A 21009-nucleotide genomic window follows, 5' to 3' on the forward strand; every position below is an offset into this window, starting at 1 on the left:
TTAAGAAAGCATAGTAAGAGTTCTTTCGATTCTACTTATGACCCGTTCTTTTCCAAGCACTTCCAGTAGTTCAAAAAGTCCTGGACCAACCCGCTTACCGGACACTGCAACTCGAAGAGGATGAATCAATTTTGCCGCCTTGACTCCTAACTCTGAAGCGGTACTTCTCACTACTTCTTCCAGCTCAGAAGCCGTAAAGGTATCTAACTCCTTAAAGCGTTTCAGGCAAACCTCCAGACGTTCCCGAGCCCCAGCTTCTTTGAGCACCTTTTCAACTGCCTCTTCGTCATAGGGATAATCTTCTTTGAAAAAGTAAATCGCTTCTTCAATAAGCTGTGCCAGGTATTTAATGCGTTCCCGCATAATGTCCAGTACCTTCTTACAATACTCCCGAAACGCTTCATCAGCGAAATCCACACCAGAGAGTCCGTTTTTGGGTGCAATTTCCAGAAAAATCTCCAGTAAATAATCAAGGGAGGCTTCCCGAATGTATAATCCATTCATCCAGTTAAGCTTGTCGAGGTCAAAAACTGCGGCACGCTTGGTTACCCGCTCTATCGAAAAACCTTCTATAATTTCTTCCCGGGTAAAAATCTCTTTTTCCTCTTCCCCGCTTGCCCAACTCAAGCGCGCCAGATAATTGAACAAAGCATCGGGGAGATACCCTTTATCACGATAATAGGTCACCGAGGGTGAACCATGGCGCTTGCTAAGTCGGGTTTTGTCTTTACCCAGAATCATGGGAATATGTGCAAAACTGGGCAACGGAAAACCCAGAGCTTTGTAAAGCAGTACTTGGCGCGGTGTGTTGGAAATATGATCGTCCCCTCTGATTACATGGGTTATCTTCATCAGCGCATCGTCAACCACGCAAGCAAAGTTGTAAGTTGGCATACCATCAGATTTGAGTATTACAAAGTCATCCAGTTCCTGATTCTCAAATTCTACTTCACCCCGAAGAAGGTCCAGAAAAGTAGTTTTTCCTTCTGGTATAAAAAAGCGCAAAACGGGCTTACGGCCCTCGGCAAGTAGGGCTTCTTTTTTGCTTTCGGTGAGAGAAAGACACAACCTGTCGTAACGCCAGCTTCTCCCGGAAGCAATGGTCTTTTGCCTGCGCTCCTCAAGCTCCTCTGGCGTACAAAAACAGTGATAGGCTAATCCTGCATCGAGGAGCTTTTGCGCGTATTCTCGGTAAAAATGTAAACGTTGGCTCTGAAAGTAAGGCCCATAATCACCGCCTACTTCCGGTCCTTCATCCCAGTTAAGGCCTAACCAACGCAGGCCTTCCAGAATTACCTCCACCGATTCTTCGGTAGAGCGAGCAACGTCTGTATCTTCAATCCGCAGAATAAAAACTCCTCCATACTTCCTGGCAAAAAGCCAGTTAAAAAGGGCAGTGCGCGCTCCCCCCAGGTGCAGAAAACCGGTTGGACTGGGAGCAAAACGCACCCTAACTGTATCGCTAACTTGAGTCATTTTCTAATCACTCCTTGTCTGGGAATAACGAATATTCCTTTTCCAGAGGCCACAACTTTGCCATCCTGAACAATTTCCCCGAAAACCTCTATAATTCGTCCCGAAACCTTTTCCACTTTGCCTCGCAAAAGAACCGGATGACCAGTCAGGCAGGGATGGTGATACTTCACCTCCAGTGAACCAGTTACCGCAAGTAACCCATCGCTTTTCACGCTGTGCGACATCACTTCGTCAAGCAGAGAAGCCACAATACCCCCATGAGCCACGCCCTGAAAACCCTGAAAAAACCAGGGAACGACCGTTTCTCCAACCGTATATTCCCCTTCTTTTCTAAAATCAATTTTCAAACCTATGGGATTATCTTTGCCACACAGAAAACAGCGGTTGTTATCAACAAAAGCCATGCCTCTCTTACTCCTTTCTTCCAAGATACAAAAGTAAATCCGAGATAAACACCCACCCCAAATCCTGTTCCTGCCCTATTTCCTTCGCGAACTTCGACAGAGCATTATATGTGATTTCATTCGCATGACCAATAGCCACTGCAAAGCCTCTCCGCTTAGCCAGGGAAACTGCCTCGCGAAGTTTGCCAAGAATATACTCCTCTTCAAGAACCCCGTCGATGAAAACATCTCTGCTGAGACAGGGAATACCATGTTCGAGAGCAACCTCACAAGCTACAGAGTTTGAAGAAGTTAAACTGTCAACAAAATATACTCCTTTCCTTCTGGAAAGCGCCGCAAAAAATCTTTGCATCAGTTGGGCATCCGCGGTAGCCAGAGAGCCTTTGTGGTTGTTAAGACCCCGGGCAGAATCTATGCTGGAAAAAGCCTCCTCGAGCATCTGCTCGATGCTTTCTTCTGTTGCTCCCCTTTTGAGCATAAAACTTTCGCCTTTGTTCTGTGCCGGGTCTTGTGCCTCCATCGGAAAATGAATTAAAACTTCTTTTCCCTTATCCCAAGCAAGCTGACTCAAAAAAGTGGAGAGTTGAAGGTGAGGGAAAATGGCTACATTCAGCCTGATAGGTAAATCCATAAATTTCTGAGCCACAGAAGAGTTATATCCGAAATCATCAATGATGAGAGCCAGCTTATAAGCAGGCAGTAACCTGACCTCAAAATCTAACCAGGGCCAGAATTCCCTGAAAAAGAGTATCCTCAAAGAGGTCTTGTTTTTCCTTATTTCCCCATAATAGTCAAGTTGCCTCAAAACCTCGACAAGCCAGCTCATTCTCTGCTCAAGCTCTTTAAAAAGAGAAACATCGTCAAGAACACCCCTTGCTTGCCACTGTATTAGTTCTTCTTTCAGGTTCTCTTTTATCTGAAGCCCGGCAAGATATTTCCGCGACTCATAAAACACAAAAAGGGCAAGCCATCGCCTTTCTTCTTCCGAGGAAAGGTGAGTTTCACTGGTATAAAAATTTCTTGCCCGGGTCTCCTGCTGAAAAAGCTCTCTTCCGAAGAAGAAAACCCCCAGAAAAAGGAGGGCAACAATGAGTGTCAGAAACGCTTTATTCCAGGACTTCCACTGGTTCTCCGACAAGCTTTTTCACCTCATTCAGGGCTCGCTCAAGCTGTAGCTTTTCATCCTTTTCCTCTATTTGAGGTGCAATACCCTTACCATCGATATCGCTACCATCTCCAAGATAATACTTAGAAACCGTAAAAATAACCCCTCCCCCATTGGACAGAGGAAATATTTCCTGAATGACTCCCTTACCAAAGCTCTGCTCGCCCACAAGGAGGATACCTGCGTTTTTCAGATTACCAGCCATAATTTCCGCTCCACTGGCAGTCCCTTTGTTGATGAGCACTACAGTCGGTCTGTCCCATTCAGGGTTGATGGGGTTCTTAAGAGTATGCCGGCTACCCTCCCGGCTCTCTACAATCAAAAGAGGAGCATCCTGGGGAAGAAAAAGCCCGGTAGTGAACATTGCTGTTTGTAAGAGTCCACCCGGATTATTGCGTAAATCGACGATCAGACCCTGAATGCCATCATGGTTCAGCTCAGAAAGTGCCTTACGCACCTGCTCAAAGGTCTTACCATGAAACTCGAAAATGCGCAACACTGCAATCTGGTCATCGAGCTTTTCAACCTCAACACTTTTTATGACGATGACATCTCGAGTTACGGTTATATGCAGGGGTTCCGGTTCTCCCTCTCGCTCTATGGTTAAAGTAACCTGGGTGCCTCTGGGTCCTCGCAATTTCTTGACCGCATCACCAAGTGCCATACCAGCAGTAGGCTCGCCATCTATTTCCAAAATCACGTCGCCAGCCCTCACTCCAGCAGCATAAGCCGGAGAATCCACATAAGGTGAAATAACGGTAAGCTTGCCATCCTTGATAGCCACCAGAATGCCCAGGCCTGAAAACTGGCCCTCAACCTGGTCGCTCATTTCTATCTTGAAATCCTCCGCATCAAGATAGCGAGCATAGGGGTCCTGAGTAGCGCGAAGCAAGCCCCGAATTGCTTCTTCCATAAGTTTTTGCTCTTCGAGGCGCTCAGAAAAGAAAAACCTTTCCTTGAGTAATTGTACGGTTTCCAGGAAGGGCTTCCAGGTTCCTGCATCAAGACTTTCCTCTCCCAGAGAGATAGCCCAAATCCTTACCAGAGTTAAGGAAACCATTAAGCCCACTGCCAGAATGAGTACCAGAATAGTCCAAAAACGCTTGCTCAATTTCATTCGCTTTCACCCCAGATTTTCCTCTAAGAGGACTTTTTCAGCCAGCGCAAAGGATTGTCTTCTCTGGCATCGTTACCAATCCTTATTTCAAAGTGTAACACAGGTTTTTCGGTAAGCCCACTGTTACCAACTTTACCCAGCACGTCTCCTTTCTTAACCACATCTCCCGCTTTCACGGCAATGCTCTGTAAATGAGCATACATGGTGATCATCGAATTTTGGTGGTCAATAATTACCGTGTTACCGTAACCCCGCACACTGCGCGCCAGAACAACCACTCCATCATAGGGAACCACCACATTAGTTCCCAGAGGCGCTGCAATATCTATTCCTGGGTTATAGAAAGGAATGCCGTAAACCGGGTCCTTGTATTCTCCAAACTGCTTGACTATCTTTCCTCGAACTGGCCAGTCCAGAGTTCCCAGTGCAGGCAGAGGACCCTCTACAACAGCTTCTCCTCGCTGAGCCGCTTCTTCTCTGGCCTTGCGAATCTCCTCCTGCAGTTTGGAAATGGTTGACTTTAACTCTTTCTGGGCCTTACGAAGCTCTTCCTGCTTAAGCTGGTACTGTTTTCGATTGGTGGCGATTTTTTGAAGCATTGTTTCCCGAGCTTCCCGGAGCTTCTCGAGTTTTTCTTCCTCAACAAGCAACTTTTGCTTTAAAACATTTTCCAGACGGATTCTCTGCTTGATTTCTTCGAGTTTCGCGTTCAGTAGTGAATGTTGATTAAGAAACTGAGTGATGAGTTGCTGTTCAAACTGCAGGTATTGCCTGAATAAATACCATTGCTCACCCAGAGAAACAGGGTCGTCAAAGTTAAGATTAAGAAACCGCTCCCAAATCTTTTCTTCCCCACCATATTTGTAAAGAGCAACCATCGCTTTTTTCACCTGGTCTCTTTTGCTCTCTATTTCTCGAGCAATTCCCTGAGTTTCCTTTTCGAGCGTTTTGCGCTCTTTCTCAAGCACCACAATGTTTTGACGGGCAGAAGCCACGTCTTTCTCTATCCTTGCAATCTGCTGGTCCAGCTTTTCTACTTCTTTTGCCAGATTACTTTCACTTTTGGTAAGTTCTTCGAGCTTCTGAGCCAGTTCTTTTTCCTGCCTGAGTAGCTCCTGCAGTTCCTGCTCATGACGAGCAATTTCCTTCTCAAGCGAAGTAGGGTCAGCGAAGAGCGGAGCCGAAAAGCACCACCAACAAAGAAGAAACACCAAGGCTACACCATGCCGCACAAAACGTATCCTCCCCAGCATCAATATCCAACTCCTTTGAGACCCTTCCTGAAACCAAACCAGGAACCACTCAACCCAACCAGCAACCCAAATAATACATCACCAACCATCAGAATGATTACAACGTCTGCAAACTGCAACACGGGCAAAAAGGGCAAAAAATCAGCCAGGAAACGCAAAAAAGCTCTCCAAAAAATCAGGCTGACACCCAGAGCAAAAGCACTACCCATCAAGCTGCCCGCAAACCCAAACCAGAAGAAAGGTCTTCTGATAAACCTCGGGCTCGCCCCCACCCGGTGCCAGAGCTCAACTTCTTCCCTTCGCAACCAGAGGGCGCCACTCACTGCATTGCTCACCATCAAGGTAGCAAAAATCAGCATCAAAACGCCCAAACCCCCTCCAGTAACCAGTAAAATGCGGTAAAATGAGAGAAAGTTCTGAGCTTGAGAAGCGCCAGAAAGCACCTCATCGAAGACTTCAAGACCACCAAGGTATTCTGCAAGGGGTGCAATCTCTTCCAAGTTGTTACAGGTAATTTCCAGAGCAGGGGGAAAGGGGTTATCCTGGAGCGAAAGATCTTCTCTGGTAAGACCTAAACTCTCCAGGAACCGCTTTTCAGCCTCTTGGGGAGTGACCAGAACCACTTTCCGCACCTGAGGAAAGCTCTTTATCTTGGTTAACCACTTTTCCACTTCTTCCTGCTTTATCTCAGGCTTAAAATAGGCTTTGATAAGTAAACTCTGAACCCAGCTCTCCTGCAATTCCTGCAAACCAAAAATCCCCACCAAAAAAAAGTTGAAAAGGAATTGCACCAGAAACACACCCACCCAGGCCAGATTAAGCTGCAACCACCTTCGTCGAATAACACCGTTCTTTTTACTCATGACGGAGACTTACTCTTTGTTGAACTATGATTTCTGGTAACACCCACTATCTGGCCTTCTTTTATAAAAACGCAACGGGAATCAGGAACCAGTCTGGCTAAGCGATGAGTGTGAGTAGCTACCAGAACAGTTGCACGATGTTCCAGGCTGTACTCATAAAGCATTCTAAGTACAAAGCTGCTGGTTTCGGAATCCAGGTTTTTCGTGGGTTCATCAGCAAGGACAATACGCGGACGATGAATCAGCGCCCTCCCTATGCAGAGTTTCTGGCGCTCACCACCCGAAAGTTCGCTCACCAGATGCTGCCTCTTATGCCACAAACCCAATGAACTTAAAATGTCTTTAGCCAACAAGTAAACAACCTTGCGAGGAAGTCTCAATACCTCCAGGGGAACAATCAGATTCTCATAAACACTGCGGTAGGAAACCACCACCTGGTCTTGAAAAACAATACCCAGATTACGACGCAAAATAGGTATCCGATGGTCACCAAGGCGGTTAAGACAGCAACCGTCTAACCAGATTTCACCAGAGGTAGGACGTTCTTCAAGGGTAACCAGCTTGAGCAAGCTGGTCTTACCAGCACCAGTTGGCCCTATCAGGAAAACCATTTCCCCCTCCTGGACTTCAAAGCTTACTTCGTGAAGGGCGCGCACACCGTTCCGATACACTTTGGAAACTTTTTCGAAAAGCAGAAAGCTCACCCTGATGTCAGAACCTCTTTGCTTTTTATTTTCTCATTATACCTTATGGTTTGATTTCCGAAACTTCTGCCTCAAGACGGCAACCCCAAAACGCCAGAAAGCAGGAACAACTCTTTTCATCCGCCGTGGCTCCCGAACCAGCCGGTATAACCATTCCATGCCCCAGCGAATCATCCATTGAGGTGCTCTTTCCTTAAAACCACTGAGGACATCGAAGCTACCCCCTACCCCCACCATCACACGCGATTTTAGCTCGGAGCGATACCTATAAATCCATCGTTCCTGGCGAGGAGAACCCAAGCCGACAAAAAGGAAATCGGGATTCAAACGATTTACATCGGCAACCACCCTCTGGTCGTCGTCAAAAAAGCCGTGGTGAAAGCCCACTATCTGCACACCTGGAAAATCCATTCTTGCTCTCTCAACTGCTTTACGCACCACCACTTCCTTGCTCCCCAAGAAATAAAAAGTCCAGCCCCTTTCCACTCCTCTGGCAAGAAGAGCCCGTAAAAGCTCAATACCTGCTATCCGCTCTGTCGGTTTTTTCCCCAAAAATCTGGAAGCGAGGATGATACCTTTCCCATCGGGAACCACAAGCTCACCAGAAAGTAAAATCTGGTAAAAAGAGGAATCGAGCAAACCATGGGCCATGATTTCGGGATTTAAAGTAATGACATGCATTTTCTCGTTTCGCGAAACTGCTCCTTCGATTAAAGACAGCGCTTCATGAAAACTTCCTCCAAAAACAGGAACACCCAGCAAGTCAAACCACCGGCTATCAGGAAGCATTTCCGCCTGCCCGCCTTTCCATTTCCGTAACCAGATAACCGAGCAACGATTTCTCCGTCTCGAGGTAGCTCTCTACCAGGGATTGCCGAACTGCTGAAACTTTCTCTCTGAGAGAAGAGGCACGTTGCAAGCATTCGCTCAGCTGATGCACCGCAAAATCATCAAGAGCAAGTAGGTTGTTAAATCCCAGGTTATCAGAAAAAGCTGCAATCTTGGGATCTATATCAAAGGCAAACCAGGGTATCCCAAACAGGGTAGCTATTATCAAAGGATGCAAGCGCATTGAAAAAACCATCTTTAAAGAAGAAAAATAATCCCATATCTCCTGCGGCTTAGAAAAGACCTTGTACGAACACCCCGCTTTTCTTGCGATTTCCGAAAGGAAGCACCCGTCTCTTGCTTCGTGAAAAGCCACAATCTCTACCCTTTCCCCACTGAGTTTGGCGAAAGACTGCAGTTCCCGGGATACCTTTTCTATACTCAGCCCTTCAGAACGCAGGAAAAAGGCAACCCGCTCACCCGAAGAGTTCCGAGCTGGCAGGTGATTAGACCAGTAAAGCACCGGATCACCCCCCAGCACTGCTACCTCTTCCAAACCTCTCAAAGAGGTGAGATATTGAAAGGTTTCGGTATCGCGGGCAACAAACAGAGAAACCCTTCGCAACAGTGCATTAACCATCACGCGGCTGAGAGCGCGTTCCAGGGGACCCAAACCGCATCCATAAAAAATGACTTTTTTGCGCCAGCAAAGAGCCAGTCGCAGAAGAAAGAGATAATAAAGAAGAGAACGAAAACTGGTTTTATCCTGAAGCAAGCTCCCCCCAGCAACTATCACGAAATCAGCCCTGCGCAAAGCCCTGAAAATCGCTAACCACTCCCTGCGCTCTACAATCTGAACTTCATCAGGAAAAGTTACCAGCGGCTGTGGTGAGGCATAAAGCACTTCTATGGAAAAAGGCACACCAGTTTTTTCGCTAATTCGAGAAAGCGTCTCTATGCTGGCAAGTAGACTTAACTCATCGCCCCAGTTTCCAAACCCGTAATAACCCAAAAGAAAAAAGTGTACACCCCGAGAAGGCAAACGGTTATTCACCCCAGTTTTTTATGTAATCCCATACCCACAAAAAGAACTTCAAGGCCAGAAAATACACTGCAAACACTGGGAAGCTCAGCAAAAGGGCGTTAAAGAAACGAAGCAGGGTAAACAAAAAAGGTGTGTGCAGATGGCAGAATGAGTTAAAAAACGTTGTAAATCCAACACCAACTGCAATCCAGAGTCCCAAACGATAAACCGGTAAAATCTCCCGCTTCTGCAGCCACCAAACCAACCAGAGTGCCGGGTATCCTACCAGGAATTCCTTGGTGCGGGGACGAGCAAACAACAATTTTTCCAGCACCAAGCGCATTTTGAGCTCCAGACCAGAAGCAGGAAGCAGAGGAAAATTGCCTGACCTGAACAGGTAAAGAGCAAGGCCAACCGCAAACAAACCAGCCAGGAAAAGTTCCACTCTCCGCAAGCGCCCCAGAAAAACCCGCTCCAGGGTAACGCCTGACAAACCAGCTCTGAAGTAATAGAGCACTATTATGAATAGAGGTACCAACAAAGATACTTTAACCCCCTGGTACTGCTCTATACGCAGGACAAAAAGAGGATTATACAGCGTTAATGCGACAATAAACCCCCCTGCAAAGGCCAAACCAAAAGCAGTCAGCAGCTTCAAAAGGAATGGTCGGTGTTTGAGTGCAGGGTCCATTAAAAAAAGCACCGGTAAGGCTGGGAAAAAAATCCCTGCCAGCATCCCCAGCAATGTAACGCCCTGGAGCCAGTTTTGGGTAACCGTCAGGCATAAAAAGCCCAGCACAGGCACTCCCAACCAAAAGCCCCGGGGAAAGAAAAACCAGAACACCAAAGAAGCAGCCGCAGATACCAGTCCACAGAAAACAAATAATATAGGATAAGGAACTCTGAAATCCCGGGGAGTAACTGCTGAACCCAGCTCAAAACCAGCCTTAAGCAACGATGACTTGAGTTTGCTAAGATATTCCAGGTTCTGTTCCAGAGGCCTGGGAGCGAGGTCCCTGAAAAAACGCACATACAAGACGCCCACAGAGCGCTCTTTCACCGCCCGCAAAAATCTCTCCACCGCCTCAGGAGGAGTATAGCGCTTGAGTTCTTCAAGGGGGATGCTATGTACTCTAACCACAGAAGAATAAGGCAGAGAATGAGCCAGGTACAGCTCGCCGCGCTGGCCTACAAACTCCAGATACCCCCAGTAAAGAGACTGTTTCTGGAAAAACTCTACTACGCTATTCAGGTTTTCAGAGCTACCAAAACCAAGCACTTCCTCCCCACTAAAAATAACGCCTTTACCCAGGCCCCAGAATTCTTCCTGGAGATATCTCCTCAAATTGTCAGCAGGAAAAAAAGGCCAGTTTCGAGGACGGAAAATCACCTCATAGCCTTCTTCTTTGAGCTGGGCGAGCAACTTTACATCAAAACCTGTGCCCAGCTGTTCCTCTTCTTCAGGAAAAACATTGCTACCCAGAACATGAGTGTCCACAACCCTGACTTTCTTGCCAAGAAGTAAAAGTTGTCTTTCAATACGCTGAGCCAGGTCAGCACTGGAAACGCGAAAATACCGCAAGCCATCCTCTCCATCAGGGAACTGAATTAACTGAATCAAACCTCTGTCTCTCAAATCTTTAAAAGAAGGTTCGCTCACACCCACGGTCTGGAAACCTTGTTTCTTGAGTTCCTGAAGGAGAGAAAAGACGTTAGTGCCTGTGATACCTGCCAGGTAGGTAACATCGTTAAAATCAACTACCAGTTCGACTTTTTTCCTGGAGAGCTCGTCCCGGATCCTAACCCCAAGGAGAGGCAGGCTAAAGAGCAAAGTCAGGATGAGTAGTAACCACCCCAAAAGAAGCCTTTTGTTTTCAACGGAACGCATTAACGCAACTCCTCAATCTCCGCCAGAGGATCTCCATGGTCGACAACGTCATTCTCTTCAACATAAACCTGGGTAACCGTTCCAGCATTCTCAACCACGATTTCGTTCTCCATTTTCATGGCTTCCAGCACAAAAGCAACATGTCCTGCCTCAATCTTCTGCCCCTTCTGGACATTAACTTCCAGAATTCTGCCTGGCATGGGAGCCCGCAGTGTAGTGGTTACCTTAAGGGGAGACCCAGAAGTGCTTTGTGACCCCACCTTACGCTCCGGTTTCTGAATTTTCAATTGAGGAGCGGTTTCTTCCTGTAGCTCACTGACTTCAACTTCAAATTCTTCTCCATTTATGCGAACTCGAAACTTGCGCATTTCGGGCTACCTCCTTAAAGAGAATTCGAAACATTGCTCCTGCAAGGCAAGCCTTCTCCAGGAGATGCTCTTTCTTTTAACGTAAGTGTAAGCTGGCGAACCAGGAGCCTTTTGCTCCTCCTCAAGATAAGCCAGAATGGCACCAACCACCGCTGCAACTTTTTTGAGCTCAAGGCCCTCGGGCATCTCAAACCGGGAAATTACCATGTTTTTTCCCCTTTCCAGTTTCTCTTTTAGTCCAGAAAACTTCAAGGGCTCGAGCAATCTTGAGCCTGGTATATTGAGGATCAATCACCTGATCCACATATCCCCTTCGGGCAGCCTGGAAGGGATTATAAAACTCTTCTCGATATCTGGCAATAACTTCCTGGCGCTTTAATTCAGGATCCAGAGCCTCCTCAATCTCTTTACGAAAAACGATATTCACTGCACCTTCAGCCCCCATTACCGCTATCTCTGCAGTCGGCCAGGCAAAAACCATATCAGCCCCAAGATGACGACTGCACATGGCAAGATAAGCGCCACCATAGGCCTTGCGAATGATGAGCGTAATCTTGGGCACTGTTGCTTCCGAGTATGCGTAAAGCATTTTAGCTCCGTGACGAATGATACCTCCAAACTCCTGATAGCTACCCGGCAAAAATCCGGGTACATCCACCAGGGTAACCAGAGGGATGTTGAAGCAATCACAAAAGCGGATAAACCTTGAAGCCTTATCGGCAGCGTCAATGTCCAGGCACCCAGCCAAATGCTGGGGCTGGTTAGCTATGATGCCCACCACATAACCCCCTATCCGAGCAAAACCAACCACAATGTTGGGTGCAAAGTGGCGGTGCACTTCCAGAAAAGAATGGTCATCAACCACTTCCTGAATAATTTTTTTCATGTCATAGGACTTGTTGGGATTAGCCGGCATCAGGTCGTAAAATAGAGTATTTCTTCTGTCTACGGGGTCACTGCACTCCTTAAAAGGAGGGTCTTCGGCGTTATTGGAGGGCAAAAAACTCAGCAATTCACGCACCATCCGGAACGTGTCTTCTTCGTTTTTGCCCACGAAGTGGGCAACTCCGCTTTTTCTGGCGTGAGTTTCCGCACCACCCAGCTCTTCAGCGCTTATCTCCTCACCAGTAGCCGCTTTAACCACCTGAGGACCGGTAACAAACATTTTGCTAACTCCCTCAATCATGAAAACAAAATCCATGAGGGCTGGGGAGTACACTGCTCCACCAGCACAGGGTCCAGCAATGACCGCTATCTGGGGGATTACTCCTGAAGCTTGGGTGTTGCGGTAAAATATCTCCCCATATCCAGAAAGCGAGTCAATGCCTTCCTGAATACGAGCCCCACCAGAATCGTTAATACCAATGAGCGGAGCACCAACTTTTTGAGCAATGTCCATCAACTTGCAGATTTTTTTAGCGTGCATCTCACCAAGAGAACCACCCATCACCGTGAAGTCCTGGGAATACACACAAACCAACCTTCCATCCACAGTGCCCAGGCCAGTCACCACACCATCAGCAGGAAGCTCTCTCTTGTCCATTCCAAAATAGGTAGAGCGGTGAGCAACAAAAAGGTCTATTTCCTCAAAACTCTCCGGATCAAGGAGGAGTTCCAGGCGCTCACGGGCAAAAAGCTTACCTCCCGCATGCTGCTTTTCAATCGCTTTTTTGCCTCCACCTTCAAAAAGCACATTTTCTTTCTGTAGAAGCTCTGCTACCAGCTCGCGAAGCGTTTTGTAAGCCATGCTCTTTCACTCCATACAGATCTTATTTACCGACTACTGAAACTTCTCTGGTAACAAAATCAGGCTTTACTCCCACGATACCCTCTATATCCACATCTATCCGGCGCAGCTCCACACCAGTAAGGTACATTACTCGATCCTGCAGACTCTTACGCAGTGTATCACAAGCAGAGGAAATGGACCTTTCTTTTCTGAAAACACATCCCACCACTACCACAACTCCCCCCGCTTCCCAGTGAATATCAATACGATTCACAGTCTCTATAAAGGTCATGCCCGCTAACAATTTAAAAATTAATGAGCGAAGAGCTCGCTTGCTGACCACCAGCTTACCAAGATAGCTGAAAGGGGGCCGCACCACAGTCTTGCCACGATACGAATAAAAGAACCTCCACACTGCAAGTGGTAGCGAATCCACAAGGTTACCCCACAAATTGCGCTTAATTTCTACCAATGGAACCGGAATAGTGTGTTTACCTTCCAGCTCCCTTGCTGAGCGAGCCAACTCTATTTCTTCAACACTAACAATATTTTCGATGTTAATCACTTCTTCGGGAAACGGCAACTCCAGCCGTTCACAAATCTTGCAAACCATCTGGTAAGAAATACCCAGTATCAAAATTTTCTCGGGCCTCAATTCTCGAATGGCCCGTTTGACCTGCTCCCGATGTTCAGGGAAATAAAAAACAGCCACTTTAGCCGCCCGTATCTTACTGATTTCTGCCTTTGCCGAAGTGCCAGCTATGATTTTCCCCTGAGAAATTAACAGACCATCGTCGATGATACAATCAATGCCCAGCTCCTGAGCAATCTGAGGCGCACGATAGCTTTTACCAGTCCCGGTTGCTCCAACCAGCGCGTAAACCTTCATATCTTTGCTTCCTCTTTCAAAAAAGCCTCTATGAAATCATCAATTTCTCCATCCATCACTCTCTGCACATTGCCCACTTCATGCCCGGTGCGATGGTCTTTGACCAGGTTATAAGGATGAAAAACATAAGTGCGGATTTGATTCCCCCAGGCAATATCCTTGTGTTCGCCTTTAATTTCCTGCAACTTTTGTTTCTGTTTCTCTTCATAGTACTTGTAAAGCCTGGCCTTCAAAATCTTCATGGCAACTGCCTTGTTCTGGTGCTGGGAACGTTCATTCTGGCACTGCACAACTATGCCAGTAGGTAAATGAGTAATTCGAACTGCAGAATCAGTAACGTTGACATGCTGGCCCCCATGTCCCCCGGCCCGGAAAGTCTCTATTTTTAAGTCCTGGGGGTTAATCTCGATATCAACTTCCTCGCCCATTTCCGGAATCACATCCACCAGGGCAAAAGTGGTGTGACGTCTACGATTAGCGTCAAAAGGAGAAATCCGAATAAGCCTGTGCACTCCGTGCTCTGACTTGAGATACCCGTAAGCATAGTCGCCCTGCACGATAAACGTGACATGCTTAAAGCCAGCTTCTTCACCCTCTAAAACATCGGTAACCGTTACCGTAAACCCTTTTCGCTCGCAAAAACGAGTATACATTCTGAAAAGCATTTGCACCCAGTCTTGTGATTCTGTACCTCCAGCTCCAGAATGGATGGTCACGATTGCATTTTTAGCATCTTCTTCTTCCTGAAAGAAAATGCGAATTTCCAGGTCTTCACTCATGGCTGAGAGCTCTTTGACCTCTTTAACCAGCTCTGAATACTCCGGGTCAGCAGGCGAAATGAGTTGCGCAAACTCCTTGCTTTCCTCAAGTTTTTTATTCAGCGATTCAAAGCTATCAACCAGGTTACGGTAAAACTTGTATTCTTTTAAAACCCGATTCTGCTTCTGGGGGTCATCCCAGAAGCCGCTCTGGGACATTTCTCTTTCCAGTCTCTCAAGACGCTCCCGAACTCCGCGCCGGTCAAAGATACCCTCCGATTTCTTTAAGTTTTTCCTCGATCTGCTGCAATTCAACGTTCAACTCGGTGTTCATAACAGCATCACCCTTTCTCTATTTTTTACCGCAACAATATTTATACTTTAAACCACTACCGCAGGGACAGGGATCGTTGCGACCCACCTTTTTTCGTCCTTCTTTGGGAAAAGCACTCGTAGCTGAAGTAATCCGGGAAGAAGCTCCGCTCTTCACTTCCTTACCCTGGGAGGAAGAACGCAAAGTCGAAGCTTTGGTAACTTGGGAACTCTGGGGACTTCCGGCCTTATCAACCACCCGAATTCGCAAGAGATAACGCAGAGTGTCTTCCCTAATGCGAGCAATCATATCCTGGAACATATCAAACGCTTCCAGCTGATACTCCACAAAGGGGTCTCTCTGGCCAACAGCGCGCAAGCCAATGCCTTCCCGAAGGTGATCCATGTTGTGCAGGTGATCCTTCCAGTGAGTGTCTACAACCCTTAAGAGAACGTAACGTTCAATTTCTCTGAAAACTTCTTCACCAACTGATTGCACTTTTTCCTGGTAGGTGGTTTTCAACTTCTCCAAAATAAGCTCTCTCAGTTTATCTCTATCAAAGGAAGGCCTCTCTGCTTCAGCAATCCTCAAACCCCATCCAAAAAGGTAATACAGCCTCCTATCCAGACCCTCCCAATCCCACTCTTCAGGGTACAGCTTTTCATCGGCATAAGCTCCCAGAATCTCTTCAACCACTTCTTCCATCATTTGAAAAACAAAAGGCCTTACGCTATCAGCAAAAAGAACCATTCGCCGCTGCGAGTAAATAACCTCTCGTTGCTTGTTCATAATGTCATCGTAGCGGAGAAGCGTCTTTCGCAAACCAAAGTGATAGCTCTCCACCTTTTTCTGTGCCGACTCAATCATTCTGGTTACCAGAGGATGCTCAATGGGCACCCCTCGCTCAACACCAAAGCGGTCCATAATGTTTGCAATCCTTTCGGAACCAAAAAGGCGCAGCAGGTCATCTTCAAGAGAAAGAAAAAACTGGGAAGAACCAGGATCGCCCTGCCGACCAGCTCTGCCCCGCAACTGATTATCAATGCGTCGGCTCTCGTGCCGCTCGGTACCAATTACATGCAACCCGCCCAGCTCAGCAACACCCTCACCAAGAACGATGTCGGTTCCCCGACCAGCCATGTTGGTGGAAATGGTCACCGCTCCTCTTTGTCCAGCCTGGGCAATTATTTCAGCCTCTTTTTCGTGGTTCTTGGCATTGAGAACTTGGTGAGGAATGCCCTTTTTATGTAGCATTCTGCTCAGCCGTTCTGACTTCTCGATGGAAACCGTACCCACCAGAACAGGCCTGCCCTGGCGGTGCAGTTTTTCTATCTCTTCCACCACTGCTTCAAATTTCTCTTCTTCGGTGCGGTAAATGACATCCTGCAGATTAGTGCGTCGCAAGGGCTTGTTGGTAGGAATGACCACCACCGGCATCCCATAGGTAAAAATGAACTCCTCCTCTTCTGTTTTGGCAGTACCAGTCATTCCGCATATCTTTTCATACATACGAAAATAATTTTGATAGCTGATTGAAGCCAAAGTCTGGTTCTCTTCCTTGACCTGTAGTTTTTCCTTGGCCTCAATTGCCTGATGCAAACCATCACTGTAGCGGCGACCATGCATCAGTCTTCCTGTAAACTCATCAACGATGATAACCTCGCCATTTTTCACCACATAATCTACATCTTTCCGGTAAAGGTGGTGAGCTCGCAGAGCTTGCCTTACCAAGTGCTCCAGCGTACCCTTACCCGTATCTTCGTAGAGATTGTCAACGTGGAGTAGCTTCTCTACCTCTCGCACACCTTCTTCGGTAAGCCATACCGCTTTGGTCTTCTCCTCTATGTCAAAGTGTTCTCCCTGGCGGAGCCGTCTGACCACCCGGTCAATCTTATAATATATTTCAGTAGATTCCTCAGCAGGGCCAGAAATAATAAGGGGAGTCCTGGCCTCGTCAATCAAGATGCTGTCCACCTCGTCGATAATGGCATAGTGCAGTTCCCTCTGCACAATATCCTCACGGCGCACCGCCATGTTGTCCCTGAGGTAATCAAAGCCAAATTCAGTATTGGTACCATAGGTTATGTCACAGCTATAGGCCTTTTTGCGCTCCTCCCGTGAAGAATCGTGTTGAATAAGACCAACGGAAAGACCCAAAAACTCGTAAATAGGTCCCATCCAGAAGCGGTCGCGCTTGGCCAGATAGTCGTTGACGGTGACTATATGTACACCCCGCCCAGTCAGAGCATTCAAATACGCAGGCATGGTAGCCACCAGGGTCTTTCCCTCACCAGTTTGCATTTCGGCAATTTTGCCCTGGTGCAGAACCACTGCACCCATGATTTGCACGTCGAAGTGGCGCATGCCCACCACGCGCTTCGCTGCCTCGCGAACCACAGCAAAAGCTTCTCGAAGCAAATCGTCAAGCGTTTCCCCCGCTTGAAGGCGTTCCCGAAACTGGTCCGTTTTAGCTCGAAGCTCCGCATCGCTGAGGCGAGCAATATCGCTTTCCAAAGCATTGATAGGTATCACATACTCTTCGTAAAGCTTCTTTATTAAGCGATCCTGGGTTTTCTTTGACCAAAATTCTTTTAAAACACCAAGCATAAAAATGCCTCCTGAAAAACTCTATCAATTATAGCACATCACTCACCAGAACCCTTTTCCATAGCAGACAACGCTCTGATTAAGGAGAGCCAATCTGCTGGCGATAAGTCCTCAGCTCTGGCGTTCTCAAGGCCAAGTTCGTTGAGGATTATTCTCGGACTCAGTTGCGGAAAGCACCTTTTCAAAATCGTGCCCACCTTCTTTCTACGTTCAGCAAAGAGACACTGAGCAATCCGCCATAATTTATCGAGCAAAGGCTTATCCAGTTTCTCCCGTTTAAAACAAAGCTTAACAATTACCGAATCAACTCTGGGCATAGGCCGAAAGGCGGAGCGAGGAACTGGCCACATCCCCTGCACCTCCACCATGAAAGGCACAATCACCGACAGCGGCCCTTTTTTCCTGCGTGGGATACCCAAAAAAGTCTTTTCAGCAAATTCACGCTGAACCATAAGCACCGCCAGCTGCCAGTCCACGTTACAGAAAAGCACTCTGGTTACAATTTCCGTCGAAAGATAATAAGGCAAGTTGGACACCAGTTTAATGTTGTCCTTCGAAAATCTTTGCAGCAAAAGATCGAGGTCAAGCTCGAGAACATCGAAACAGTGGAGAAAAACGTTATCAAAGTCGCCAAACAACACAGTTGCCTGTTTAAAGAGTTCCGGGTCTTTTTCAATTCCAATTACCCGGGCACTACTTTTGGCAAGGGCTTCAGTCAAAAAACCTGTTCCCACGCCAATTTCCAGTACTACATCTTTTGCAGAGAGTTCCGCCAGGGAAACGATAAAATCCCTTATGCTGGAATCTACCAGAAAGTGCTGGCCCCACCTGACAGAGGAGCGACCACTCATGAAAAACTACAGATTAGCTTTTGAACTGTTCTTGATATCTCCTTCTTTTTCGGTGTGAGAAAGGTGATCGGGGAAGAAATAGTCACAGCGCTCAACCGGAGCAGTACGCTCTTTTTGTTCACCAAGCAAACAACGATAAATACCCTTCTTTTTCATCTCCGCATCACAGTACCGGCAAACCTGACACAAACCCTCTGGATTATACAAGGCAAAAACCTCCTTTTCACAATGTTAAAACCCCACTATGACCACACCACTTCCTGCACCCCAACATTGACCCGTTGAGGAGAAATACCAAAATAGTCTCTTAACGCTTCAAATACCGCTTTTTGCACTTCGAGGGCAACCTGGTGGAACTGGCAATCTTCTCGAAGTGTAAGAACCAAGTTGATTTCTAACACTCCGTCTTCAAGAGGCACTTTATCGCTGGCATTGAGCGGCTGTTCCCTAACCACCACCCCTGCTTTATTACGCGGCATCTGGACGTTGACAACTCCCGGAATCTTTTTGGCCGCTACCTGCACTATATCGAGCAAGGTAGAAACGCTAACCCTGGTAACACCCTCTTCTCTTTCAAACTCAGCGATCAATTTAAACCTCCAGGCATTTAAAAAGGTAGGCAACAGCTTCCCTGGCGCTTTCAAACTGAGGGAAAAAACCCTCCTGCCCACTTCCACTTCGAAGTTGCCAGGTACGCAAGCCTGCCAGGGGTTTGCCATGTTTGAGAGCAAAGGCTATCTCGCTCAAAGTACCTGCACCACCCCCACAGGCTACAAGAGCTGAAGAAGAAAGAACAATAATTAAATTTCTGGCTTCCCCAAGACCAGTAGCAATACGGTAGTCTACAAAAGGATTGGCCTCATTGACTGAACTTCCAGGGAGAATACCAATGGTGATACCCCCCTCCTCTTTAGCCCCCCGACAGGCGGCTTCCATAACGCCACCTAACCCTCCACAAAGCAACACTGCACCCCGCCGTGCTATCTCACACCCCACCTCAAAAGCCAGTTCCACAATTGAGGTATCGTGTGAAGAAGCTGTGCCTATAACTCCAATGATTGGCTTATTCTCCATAGCCCAGGTACTTCTTCAGGTCTTCAGGCTTGAGGTTATCCAGAAACTGACGGAATTCTTCGATTTCCTTATCGTCTATTTCCCCTACAGCAAGGGTGGTAGAGCTCCGAATTTCTTCTGAAATATAAATGGGCGCCTTCATGCGTAAAGAGAGTGCAATACCATCGCTCGGTCGAGAATCAACGGTAATTTCTTTGTCCCCAACTTTAAGATAAAGGAGTGCATAAAAGGTGTTATCAATAATCTTGGTGATCACAACTTTCTCAAGTTCTGCTCCCAAACTGCGAATAACCGAAGCCATCAGATCATGGGTAAGAGGGCGAGGAGTTGCTACCTCCTGCAGCCCCAGAAGAATGGCCTGTGCTTCAAAGGGGCCTATCCAGATGGGCAAACTCCTTTTCTCTTCCTCGTCGACCAGAACCACCACAGCCATAGAGTTCTTCTGGTCAAACATTAAGCCCTGAACCTTCATCTTCAGCATGGAGCCGGTCATCCTTCTCTCAGTAATCTTTCCTAAATCTATCTTTCACATCATATTATAACGGAAGTCGACCTTTAAAGTTCCCCAAATTCTCCCAAAAACTTCTCCCGCCCAAAAAAAGCAAAGAAATTACTGACGAGTAAGTTTTGGAAGTCCTCCACAGGAATTCCCAGAAGTTCACAAAGGAAAGTCGCAGTATAAACCAGAAAGGCAGGTTCATTTCTTTTGCCCCGTTTTTTTTGAGGAGCCAGATATGGCGCATCAGTTTCCAGAAAAAGGCGCTCACGAGGCACGGAAAGCGCTGTTTCTCTGATTCGATGGGCCTTGGGGAAAGTCACTACGCCTCCAAAGGAAAACCCAACTCTCAAGGGTAATAGTTTCTGAACAATTTCTCGGTCTCCAGAAAAGCAATGCCAAATAACAGGGATATCCTGGGCATACATTTTAAGGATTGAGAGCACATCTTGCTCTGACTCCCGAGAATGAACTATTACCGGTAGGCCATAAGTACGTGCCAGCTCAAGCTGGGCGAGAAAAGCCCGCTTTTGATTCTCAACATGGCTTTTATCCCAGTAATAATCAAGCCCGATTTCGCCAACAGCTACGACCTTGGGGTGTTGCAGATAATCGGCAAGCCTTGAGAAATCAGGTAAGACGCCTTTAATTTCCTGGGGATGAATACCCAAGGCAGCATAAACTCGAGGGAAACGCTCAGCTATGGCAAGCGTCTGGAGCGTAGATTCCAGAGACGTTGCATTGGCCACAATGATCTTTACTTTTGCTTCTTCCGCCCTCTTTATGACCTCTTCAATATCCTCTGCAAACTTAGGATCATCGAGATGAGCATGGACATCAATCCAGAAACTCATCTCACCCTGCTTCCCGGCTCAATGTCCCGGTCCACGGTCAGCAAACTAACTCCACCTTTGCCGTCATCAGCAGCAAGCAGCATCCCTTGAGAAACCACTCCCCGGATAGTCGCCGGCTTCAGGTTGGCAAGAACAATTATTTTTTTCCCTTTTATTTCTTCCGGCCGGTAATACGGCGCAAGGCCAGCAACCAGAGTCCTTTCTTCCCCACCCAGGGAAATGCGAAGTTTCAAAAGAGCCTTGGTACCCTCCACACGCTCCACATCAAGAACTTCTGCCACCCGCAATTCGATTTTCTGAAAATCTTCCAGGTTTATTTCGGGAACCATACATCAAAACCTCCTTATT

23 protein-coding genes are annotated in these 21009 nt (G+C 47.2%); all 23 read right to left on the minus strand.

Annotated elements, in window-relative coordinates:
• Positions 1–1476, minus strand: a complete 1476-nt coding sequence (gltX, locus tag ACKTT1_RS09300; RefSeq protein WP_369018644.1) for a glutamate--tRNA ligase — start codon at positions 1474–1476, stop codon at positions 1–3.
• The gene (locus ACKTT1_RS09305) at positions 1473–1880 is read right to left on the minus strand and encodes a PaaI family thioesterase (protein ID WP_369018643.1); all 408 of its coding nucleotides are present in this window, start codon (positions 1878–1880) and stop codon (positions 1473–1475) included. Before ACKTT1_RS09305 ends, gltX begins: the two co-directional genes overlap by 4 nt.
• Positions 1881–1887: 7 nt before the next feature.
• Positions 1888–3018 carry a divergent polysaccharide deacetylase family protein gene (locus tag ACKTT1_RS09310; RefSeq protein WP_412709366.1) on the minus strand — a complete coding sequence of 377 codons (1131 nt, stop codon included), beginning with the start codon at positions 3016–3018 and terminating at the stop codon, positions 1888–1890.
• Positions 2987–4162: a S41 family peptidase gene (locus ACKTT1_RS09315; protein WP_412709367.1), complete on the minus strand. Its 1176-nt coding sequence runs from the start codon at positions 4160–4162 to the stop codon at positions 2987–2989. The genes ACKTT1_RS09310 and ACKTT1_RS09315 overlap by 32 nt, the downstream gene beginning before the upstream one ends.
• A gap of 23 nt (positions 4163–4185) precedes the next feature.
• Positions 4186–5415 carry a murein hydrolase activator EnvC family protein gene (locus tag ACKTT1_RS09320; RefSeq protein ID WP_412709368.1) on the minus strand — a complete coding sequence of 410 codons (1230 nt, stop codon included), beginning with the start codon at positions 5413–5415 and terminating at the stop codon, positions 4186–4188.
• Positions 5415–6278: a cell division protein FtsX gene (locus ACKTT1_RS09325; RefSeq protein ID WP_412709369.1), complete on the minus strand. Its 864-nt coding sequence runs from the start codon at positions 6276–6278 to the stop codon at positions 5415–5417. The genes ACKTT1_RS09320 and ACKTT1_RS09325 overlap by 1 nt, the downstream gene beginning before the upstream one ends.
• On the minus strand, positions 6275–6982 hold the full coding sequence (locus tag ACKTT1_RS09330; RefSeq protein WP_412709370.1) for a cell division ATP-binding protein FtsE: 708 nt from the start codon (positions 6980–6982) through the stop codon (positions 6275–6277). The genes ACKTT1_RS09325 and ACKTT1_RS09330 overlap by 4 nt, the downstream gene beginning before the upstream one ends.
• A 36-nt stretch (positions 6983–7018) precedes the next feature.
• On the minus strand, positions 7019–7771 hold the full coding sequence (locus tag ACKTT1_RS09335) for a WecB/TagA/CpsF family glycosyltransferase (RefSeq protein ID WP_412709371.1): 753 nt from the start codon (positions 7769–7771) through the stop codon (positions 7019–7021).
• Positions 7761–8864 (minus strand): polysaccharide pyruvyl transferase CsaB, encoded by a 1104-nt coding sequence (csaB, locus tag ACKTT1_RS09340; protein WP_412709372.1) that lies wholly within the window; start codon positions 8862–8864, stop codon positions 7761–7763. Before csaB ends, ACKTT1_RS09335 begins: the two co-directional genes overlap by 11 nt.
• Positions 8857–10722 (minus strand): DUF5693 family protein, encoded by a 1866-nt coding sequence (locus ACKTT1_RS09345; protein ID WP_412709373.1) that lies wholly within the window; start codon positions 10720–10722, stop codon positions 8857–8859. Before ACKTT1_RS09345 ends, csaB begins: the two co-directional genes overlap by 8 nt.
• Positions 10722–11090 carry a biotin/lipoyl-containing protein gene (locus tag ACKTT1_RS09350; RefSeq protein WP_412709374.1) on the minus strand — a complete coding sequence of 123 codons (369 nt, stop codon included), beginning with the start codon at positions 11088–11090 and terminating at the stop codon, positions 10722–10724. Before ACKTT1_RS09350 ends, ACKTT1_RS09345 begins: the two co-directional genes overlap by 1 nt.
• Before the next feature lie 6 nt (positions 11091–11096).
• Positions 11097–11297 (minus strand): hypothetical protein, encoded by a 201-nt coding sequence (locus tag ACKTT1_RS09355; protein WP_369018633.1) that lies wholly within the window; start codon positions 11295–11297, stop codon positions 11097–11099.
• Positions 11278–12837 carry an acyl-CoA carboxylase subunit beta gene (locus tag ACKTT1_RS09360; RefSeq protein WP_412709375.1) on the minus strand — a complete coding sequence of 520 codons (1560 nt, stop codon included), beginning with the start codon at positions 12835–12837 and terminating at the stop codon, positions 11278–11280. The genes ACKTT1_RS09355 and ACKTT1_RS09360 overlap by 20 nt, the downstream gene beginning before the upstream one ends.
• Positions 12838–12859: 22 nt before the next feature.
• Positions 12860–13708, minus strand: coding sequence for a hypothetical protein (locus ACKTT1_RS09365; RefSeq protein WP_412709376.1), 849 nt, complete (start codon positions 13706–13708; stop codon positions 12860–12862).
• Positions 13705–14800, minus strand: a protein-coding gene (gene prfB, locus ACKTT1_RS09370; protein ID WP_412709377.1) for a peptide chain release factor 2 whose coding sequence is annotated in 2 segments (ribosomal slippage) — positions 13705–14730 and positions 14732–14800 — 1095 coding nt in all. Because the reading frame shifts where the segments join, the coding sequence is not laid out codon by codon here. Before prfB ends, ACKTT1_RS09365 begins: the two co-directional genes overlap by 4 nt.
• 18 nt (positions 14801–14818) lie before the next feature.
• Complete coding sequence (gene secA, locus ACKTT1_RS09375) at positions 14819–17386, minus strand: preprotein translocase subunit SecA (protein WP_412709378.1); 2568 nt, start codon at positions 17384–17386, stop codon at positions 14819–14821.
• 38 nt (positions 17387–17424) lie between these two features.
• Positions 17425–18237, minus strand: coding sequence for a 16S rRNA (adenine(1518)-N(6)/adenine(1519)-N(6))-dimethyltransferase RsmA (gene rsmA, locus ACKTT1_RS09380; protein WP_412709379.1), 813 nt, complete (start codon positions 18235–18237; stop codon positions 17425–17427).
• Between the two features lie 6 nt (positions 18238–18243).
• Positions 18244–18444 carry a hypothetical protein gene (locus ACKTT1_RS09385; RefSeq protein ID WP_412709380.1) on the minus strand — a complete coding sequence of 67 codons (201 nt, stop codon included), beginning with the start codon at positions 18442–18444 and terminating at the stop codon, positions 18244–18246.
• Between the two features lie 35 nt (positions 18445–18479).
• Positions 18480–18827, minus strand: coding sequence for an Asp23/Gls24 family envelope stress response protein (locus ACKTT1_RS09390; protein ID WP_412709381.1), 348 nt, complete (start codon positions 18825–18827; stop codon positions 18480–18482).
• A 1-nt stretch (position 18828) separates the two neighbouring features.
• Positions 18829–19311 carry a TIGR00725 family protein gene (locus ACKTT1_RS09395; protein ID WP_412709382.1) on the minus strand — a complete coding sequence of 161 codons (483 nt, stop codon included), beginning with the start codon at positions 19309–19311 and terminating at the stop codon, positions 18829–18831.
• A complete protein-coding gene (locus tag ACKTT1_RS09400) occupies positions 19301–19792 on the minus strand; it encodes a bifunctional nuclease family protein (protein ID WP_369018624.1) in 492 nt (163 codons plus the stop codon). Before ACKTT1_RS09400 ends, ACKTT1_RS09395 begins: the two co-directional genes overlap by 11 nt.
• A 74-nt stretch (positions 19793–19866) precedes the next feature.
• Positions 19867–20661 (minus strand): TatD family hydrolase, encoded by a 795-nt coding sequence (locus ACKTT1_RS09405; protein ID WP_412709383.1) that lies wholly within the window; start codon positions 20659–20661, stop codon positions 19867–19869.
• Positions 20658–20990 carry a methionine--tRNA ligase subunit beta gene (gene metG, locus ACKTT1_RS09410; RefSeq protein ID WP_412709384.1) on the minus strand — a complete coding sequence of 111 codons (333 nt, stop codon included), beginning with the start codon at positions 20988–20990 and terminating at the stop codon, positions 20658–20660. The genes ACKTT1_RS09405 and metG overlap by 4 nt, the downstream gene beginning before the upstream one ends.
• Between the last annotated feature and the right edge of the window lie 19 nt (positions 20991–21009).

Origin of the sequence: Atrimonas thermophila (assembly GCF_045864955.1) — a bacterium.
GTDB lineage: Bacteria > Atribacterota > Atribacteria > Atribacterales > Thermatribacteraceae > Thermatribacter > Thermatribacter velox.

Excerpts from the sequence above, each read along its gene's own strand:
- gltX (WP_369018644.1), bottom strand. The coding sequence starts at position 1,476 with ATGACTCAAGTTAGCGATACAGTTAGGGTGCGTTTTGCTCCCAGTCCA.
- ACKTT1_RS09305 (WP_369018643.1), bottom strand. The coding sequence starts at position 1,880 with ATGGCTTTTGTTGATAACAACCGCTGTTTTCTGTGTGGCAAAGATAAT.
- ACKTT1_RS09315 (WP_412709367.1), bottom strand. The coding sequence starts at position 4,162 with ATGAAATTGAGCAAGCGTTTTTGGACTATTCTGGTACTCATTCTGGCA.
- ACKTT1_RS09320 (WP_412709368.1), bottom strand. The coding sequence starts at position 5,415 with ATGCTGGGGAGGATACGTTTTGTGCGGCATGGTGTAGCCTTGGTGTTT.
- ACKTT1_RS09325 (WP_412709369.1), bottom strand. The coding sequence starts at position 6,278 with ATGAGTAAAAAGAACGGTGTTATTCGACGAAGGTGGTTGCAGCTTAAT.
- ACKTT1_RS09335 (WP_412709371.1), bottom strand. The coding sequence starts at position 7,771 with ATGCTTCCTGATAGCCGGTGGTTTGACTTGCTGGGTGTTCCTGTTTTT.
- ACKTT1_RS09345 (WP_412709373.1), bottom strand. The coding sequence starts at position 10,722 with ATGCGTTCCGTTGAAAACAAAAGGCTTCTTTTGGGGTGGTTACTACTC.
- ACKTT1_RS09350 (WP_412709374.1), bottom strand. The coding sequence starts at position 11,090 with ATGCGCAAGTTTCGAGTTCGCATAAATGGAGAAGAATTTGAAGTTGAA.
- ACKTT1_RS09355 (WP_369018633.1), bottom strand. The coding sequence starts at position 11,297 with ATGGTAATTTCCCGGTTTGAGATGCCCGAGGGCCTTGAGCTCAAAAAA.
- ACKTT1_RS09360 (WP_412709375.1), bottom strand. The coding sequence starts at position 12,837 with ATGGCTTACAAAACGCTTCGCGAGCTGGTAGCAGAGCTTCTACAGAAA.
- ACKTT1_RS09365 (WP_412709376.1), bottom strand. The coding sequence starts at position 13,708 with ATGAAGGTTTACGCGCTGGTTGGAGCAACCGGGACTGGTAAAAGCTAT.
- secA (WP_412709378.1), bottom strand. The coding sequence starts at position 17,386 with ATGCTTGGTGTTTTAAAAGAATTTTGGTCAAAGAAAACCCAGGATCGC.
- rsmA (WP_412709379.1), bottom strand. The coding sequence starts at position 18,237 with ATGAGTGGTCGCTCCTCTGTCAGGTGGGGCCAGCACTTTCTGGTAGAT.
- ACKTT1_RS09395 (WP_412709382.1), bottom strand. The coding sequence starts at position 19,311 with ATGGAGAATAAGCCAATCATTGGAGTTATAGGCACAGCTTCTTCACAC.
- ACKTT1_RS09400 (WP_369018624.1), bottom strand. The coding sequence starts at position 19,792 with ATGCTGAAGATGAAGGTTCAGGGCTTAATGTTTGACCAGAAGAACTCT.
- ACKTT1_RS09405 (WP_412709383.1), bottom strand. The coding sequence starts at position 20,661 with ATGAGTTTCTGGATTGATGTCCATGCTCATCTCGATGATCCTAAGTTT.
- metG (WP_412709384.1), bottom strand. The coding sequence starts at position 20,990 with ATGGTTCCCGAAATAAACCTGGAAGATTTTCAGAAAATCGAATTGCGG.